Here is a 6336-nt window from a genome sequence, read left to right as displayed (position 1 = left end):
TAACAGAAAGGAGACCTTCGGGTCTTCTTTTTTTATTTCCTTTTGTTTAAACATGAACATTTATCATAGTAATTTCACTGCATTTCTAACGATTTCTAAAAAACAAAAAATATTTTAACGCAAAGCGCAACTTTTCTGAAATACCTGCGTTTAATACTTTGAAAACAAGAAAATGATAACAAGCTATAAAGACATATCTGTTATATTAAAATTTTTGACAAAAATAATTCTTTACGACGTATTTCGTCCATTGTATAATAAACAATGGTGTCACTATTTATCTTTGTTAGTTTACTAGTTTCTAATGTGATTATATTAGTATCACAAGCGAACTTAGTTATAATTTATGCTCAACTCTGGAAAGGGGGTGAACAAGACAATGAGTGAATCGAGCTCAAATATGTTTACAACTAGAACAAATAAAATTAAAGATATTCAAGGAGGAGAAAAAAAGGTTATGAAAAAAAGTTTATCCGTAATTCTTTCTACAGCAATGGCATTATCCATGTTTTCTTCCGTAGCATTCGGTAAAACATCCGCTGATTTCACAGATCTTAAAGATCTTGACGCAGCTACAAAAGCAAAATTTGACGCTCTAATTAGCGCAGGTATCTTCGAAGGAACAACTGACACAACATTTGGTCTGAAAGAAGAAATGAACCGTGCTCAATTCGCGAAAGTTGCTGCTTTGATCACAAGTCTTGAGATCAATAAAGATCTGAAAACTTCCAGCTTCTCCGACGTTAAATCCGATGATGCAGCGAATGGTTATGCCCTTCCTTACATCGAAGCTTTGAAAACTGCTGGCGTAACTGATGGTTACGGCGAAGGTACTTACAACCCAGCTGGTAAAGTAACGAAAGAACAACTTGCTACTTTCCTAGTTCGTGTACTTGGTAAAGATGCAGAAGCTAAAGCAAAAACAGGCACTGATACTACAGTTTCTGGCTGGGCTCAAGGTTATGTAGCATTGGCTCTAGAACTTAAACTTCTTCCTGCTGGCGCTGATGGTAAATTCGGTGGTCAAGCCAACGCAACTCGCGATCTTCTTTTGACTGGTGCATACGAAGCGAAAGCTCAATATGTATCCCCTGGTAAGGTTTCCGTAACAGCAGCGAAAGCTACTGGCGCGAAAAAAGTTGAAGTTACTTTAAACAAACCAGTTGATAAAGATAAAGCGAAGTTTGAATTGAAAAAAGGTTCTGTTGTTGTTGCTGTTGATGCAGTAGTAGACAACAAAACTGCAACTCTTACATTAAAAGATACTAAGCTTACTGATGGTACTTACACTGTAACGCTTAGCGGTCTTGATGCAGCTACTGTTGATAAAACAACTGCTGAGTTCAAAGCTGAGAACGAAAAAGTTACAAAAATTGATTTTGCTAACGCAAGCGACACCGTAGCACAATCAGCGAATGTTCGTGTGAAAGTTAAAGCAACAAACCAATACGGTGAGAATGCATCCTTCTCTTCAGGCGCATACACAGTATACTCAGATGCTTCTTCTAATGCACAATTGTTGAAAACAGCTAGTGGCGAACTGTTGCTGAAACTGAATACATCAGGCTATACTGCCGGAACTGGTCTTGTTCCAGTGAATATTTATGATAATGAAAATCACGTATCTGTTTCTAAAACATTTAAAGTAGGAACAGCTCCATTTATCTCTAAAATGGAAATTAGTGAAATTAAGTATTCCAATGGTAAAGACTCCATCGGCACGAAAGGTGAGACTGCAACTTTTGATCTTACTAACTACGATCAGTACGGTAACGTAGTTGCTTTCGTTGGTGGCACTGGTACTAATTCAGATGTAACGAATACACGCGTTGTGTTCAACGGATACGAGCCTGCATTAGATTATGAAGTAGCTGATTCCAATAGCGACGATATTGCCGATGTTAAAATCTTCCTTAAAAATAACATTGATAAAACAGCTGAGATTTCTTTCACTGTTTATAACCAAGCAGGTTCAGGCACAGGTAAAGTGAAATTGGCTGCAGGCAAAGTAGCTACAAAAGTAGAAGTTGGCGATATCTCTACACAAGTTGCAGCTGGCGATACTGAATTCTATGTACCTATTACAGCTTATGATGCAGCTGGTAACGTGCTGAGCGTTGATGACCTAGTAAGCAACCAAAACGTAGGAAGAATTAAAATCAGCTCTTCAACAGATGGTACTGTTGACTATTCTGTACTGCAAACAAGTGGTGAGCACAGAGGGCAAGTGAAGGTTAGCAATCTTCCTACAACTTCTAAGTCCATTGTTTCAGTAACAGCATATATTGCTGAGCCGAACGCAAGCAGCAATGATACAGCAACGTTCACTGTTGGTGATGTTCGCGTACCAGAAAGCTTTAAAGTTGTAACGGATCCGGCTAAGAAAATTGCAGAAGGCGCAGAAAGCGCGTTCGAGATCCATGTTTATGACCAATATGGCAAGAAGTTGGAAAATCTTAAATCAACTGATGGTAACGGTAATCTAGGTACCGCAGTTAAATATCAAGTTGCTGTATCTACAGCTGTTTATGGTGGTGTAACGGTTACTGCTCCAAGTACTACTTACACAGGTCCAGCTGTTGCAACTTTCGATAATGAATATAAATTTGTTTATGGTACAGCAAGTACTACTACTGCAAACAGTGGACAAATCACAGTGAGTATTCAAAAACAAATTGGAACAGGCGCATGGAATGATATTACTTCCCCGCTTACGAAAAAAATCGAAGCTGTTACTGGAGATCTTACTTACTCCATCAACAACGTCGATAAACTTGTAAATGCAATCGATACAAGTTCCGTATCTGATTATGTATATGATACGAATACAACTGTTGACATTCTAACAGTTGCTCAACAAGAAGCTCCACTTACAAGTAAATTCGACAAACAAGTGAAGATTACTGCAACTGATAGTGCTGGTAATACTGTAGCAATTCCACAAACAATTCAAGCTCTGTACAGCTCCAACCCTGTTGTTGCAAAAACAGATATTGATACAGCTACTGGTAAAGGTTATGTAATTGGTAACAAAAAAGGAACTGCAACATTGAACGTTTCCTTCCTTAATAACAAAAATGAAACTGTTCAAAAAACCGTAAACGTAAGCGTTCAAGATGATGTTCTGACATCTACAGCTGTTGTTGCTGGAAATACTACTAGATCTGCCGCTGATTGGACTGCTGCTGTAACAGCTGCTACTAATGGTACAGAAGGTACAGACACTAAACCAAACGCATTTAGATTGATGAACCTGAAAGTAACTGATAACTATGGTGTTACTTTCGAAGGATTTGACGCTCAGAAGTACAACTATCTGTTCGGTGTAGTATTCACAGTTAAAGCTATTGCTGTTGATTCCGGCACTGTTGGTTCAGATGCTGCTCATAACGTAACAGTTGACAAATTCGGTAATATCACAGCTGGGGCTAACGTTGATGGCTTCGATATTATTGCAACAACTGCAACTGGTTTGTCTGCAACAACTTCCGTTACATTGCCTTAATCTAATTTTTAAATGAGAAGACCTTCGGGTCTTCTTTTTTTTCAAAAAAATTTGGAAAGGGTGAGCTATTAGTTGTATTTATTTAAAAGAATTATAACTCCGACAATTATACTTTTATGTTTTACTATATTAATTTCAACTTCCCAAGCCGAAGCCCCAACCCCAGGCTCGTCCACCGACCCGGTGATCACAAAGAGCTACTTCGACCAGAACACCTTAAGCGAAGCAAAGGTGAAGGAGCTTGTCGCCTCCGCGATCGCGGCCAATGCTGGCGTAGGCCAGCTTAGCGGGAGCAACGGAGGCACGGGCACTTCCACGCCAGCGACAATGAAGGTTGTCCAATTGCAAAATGGACAAACGCTTCACGCCGGTGCTGGCGCCGAGTTTATCGTGCGAAGCGGCAAGGTACTCGCCGTGAGCAACGATGATAATGGCATCCCCGATGTAACGGGAGGCAAGGATCTTCCAGCGGGGACAGAAGTCGCGCTGAATCATCTTTTGATCTTCCCAGCCGAAGGCCGTGGTATTAAGCCATCGCCGAAGAATACGGCGGACATCTTTGTCATGGTACGAGGAAGCTATTTATTGTTGAATGCCGATGGAAGTAAGGCTGCTCAATAAAGGTTTTTACGAACTTTTGAACTAATCAATTGCATTAACATTCATTAAAAGTCTTCTCCATAATTTTACCCAATCTGACAAGTTCTTATGCGGTTCGACTTCAGGAATCTAGCCATACTAGTGATGTACTCACATCATCGGCAATTGCTTATGGAGTGTCGTAATCACAACAAAAACTCTAAGGAGGCGTTTGTTATGGCTAGAAACAATAATAAAGTGGTTCCTGAATCGAAAAAGGCATTAGATATTTTAAAGTATGAAATTGCTGCTGAATTAGGTTTGCCTGTCGGTAAACAAATGTCGCTTCATGCGGATACGGAGTTTGCGACGGAATTGGGTTCGATTCCTTCTTCTTCAATGAAAGAAGACTACTGGGGACATATCTCATCGAGAGATGCGGGAGCAGTAGGAGGAACGATTACTAAAAGACTGATTCAGAGAGCAGAAGAAGCACTATTTTCTTTATAGATGTCTATGTATTTTGGTGAATTATTCATAATTTCTTCACGGTTTGTTGCATTGACACTAGACGACAAATGACGTAAGATAACTAATTGAAGGTCAATATTTAATTTAACCTTTTCCAATCGGGAAAGGTTCATTTTTTTGTTGTCTTTATTCATGGTTTACTGTTTGATTTTTATTTTTACCATTGCGGAATTCAAGGATCTTGTCAGCGCTTGAGCGCAAAAGAGGGATTCCGTTTGGCGTGAAAAGCTGCCGCTAAAGCCGGGCCCACTTTTTTTCATATAGAGGCATCGTGTAGAAGCTTTTCAAACATACTAAATGATATTAGGAGGATGAATGATATGGCGCAAGTACGTGGACGTCGTTTATTTACATCCGAATCCGTAACAGAAGGTCATCCGGATAAAATTTGTGACCAAATTTCTGACTCGGTATTGGATGCATTTCTTGCCAATGATCCGAATGCTCGTGTAGCATGTGAGGTATCTGTAGCAACTGGTTTGGTTTTGGTAATCGGTGAGATTACTTCAAGCTCTGAATATGTTGATATTCAAGCGATCGCTAGACAAACAATTAAGGATATTGGTTATACGCGTGCGAAGTATGGTTTTGACTCCCAAACTTGTGCGGTTCTGGTTTCTTTGAATGAACAATCCCCTGACATTGCACAAGGTGTTAACAGAGCCCTTGAAGCAAGAGAAGGTTCGATGTCTGATGAGGAAATTGAAGCAATCGGTGCTGGTGACCAAGGTCTGATGTTCGGATTCGCGGTTAACGAAACGCCAGAACTTATGCCTCTTCCAATCTCGATTTCTCACCAATTGGCTCGTCGTTTGACAGAAGTTCGTAAAAATGGAACTCTTCCATACCTGCGTCCTGACGGTAAAACACAAGTAACGGTTGAGTATGTGGATGATAAACCAGTTCGTGTTGATGCAATTGTTGTATCCACACAGCATGGTGAAGAAGTTACGTTGGAGCAAATCCAAAAAGATATTAAAGAACATGTTATTAACCCAATCGTTCCAGCTCACTTGTTGGACGCGAACACAAACTATTTCATTAACCCAACAGGCCGTTTCGTTATTGGCGGACCTCAAGGGGATGCTGGTTTGACTGGTCGTAAAATCATCGTTGATACTTACGGTGGTTACGCTCGTCACGGCGGCGGCGCGTTCTCTGGTAAGGATCCAACGAAAGTTGACCGTTCCGGTGCGTACGCAGCACGTTATGTTGCGAAAAACATCGTAGCAGCTGGACTTGCTGAAAAATGTGAAGTCCAATTAGCTTACGCAATTGGTGTGGCTCGTCCAGTATCCATTGCTGTTGATACTTTTGGTACAGGTAAAGTAAGTGAAGAGAAGCTCGTTGAGCTGATCCACTCTAACTTCGACCTTCGTCCTGCGGGCATTATCAAAGAGCTTGATCTGCGTCGTCCAATCTACCGTCAAACAGCTGCATATGGTCACTTCGGCCGTAATGATCTGGATGTTCCTTGGGAGCGTACAGATAAAGCTGAGTCTTTGAAAACACAAGCATTGATTTAAATAAATTTATGGAAAAGAAGAGCTGTCCAATTAGGGCAGCTTTTCTTTATTTTACGTTAATAATAAGAAAGAAAAAATAATAAAAATAAGAACATTTGTTTGTATTACTTCCTTTTATATGGTATAATATTTATGTAGTCCGAAGATGCTCTAAGTTAGAGTATTATGGTATAATCATAAAACAGCATTTAGTAA

General features: G+C 40.0%; 4 protein-coding genes. All 4 read left to right on the top strand.

The features are described from left to right. Window positions 1–379 precede the first annotated feature (379 nt). The 4 genes from GC102_RS32630 (at window position 380) to metK (ending at window position 6141) form a co-directional block, all read left to right on the top strand. Window positions 380–3505, top strand: coding sequence for an S-layer homology domain-containing protein (locus tag GC102_RS32630; protein ID WP_246321246.1), 3126 nt, complete (start codon window positions 380–382; stop codon window positions 3503–3505). Between the two features lie 72 nt (window positions 3506–3577). Continuing rightward, complete coding sequence (locus GC102_RS32625; protein ID WP_171693181.1) at window positions 3578–4126, top strand: hypothetical protein; 549 nt, start codon at window positions 3578–3580, stop codon at window positions 4124–4126. A gap of 195 nt (window positions 4127–4321) precedes the next feature. Beyond that, window positions 4322–4594, top strand: a complete 273-nt coding sequence (locus GC102_RS32620) for an alpha/beta-type small acid-soluble spore protein (RefSeq protein WP_057303303.1) — start codon at window positions 4322–4324, stop codon at window positions 4592–4594. 341 nt (window positions 4595–4935) lie between these two features. Beyond that, window positions 4936–6141, top strand: coding sequence for a methionine adenosyltransferase (gene metK / locus GC102_RS32615; protein ID WP_171693180.1), 1206 nt, complete (start codon window positions 4936–4938; stop codon window positions 6139–6141). The last annotated feature ends 195 nt before the right edge of the window (window positions 6142–6336 follow it).

The organism is Paenibacillus germinis (assembly GCF_013141785.1).
Taxonomy (GTDB): Bacteria; Bacillota; Bacilli; order Paenibacillales; family NBRC-103111; genus Paenibacillus_E; species Paenibacillus_E phytorum.
This window is presented reverse-complemented; position numbering and strand designations above follow the sequence as displayed.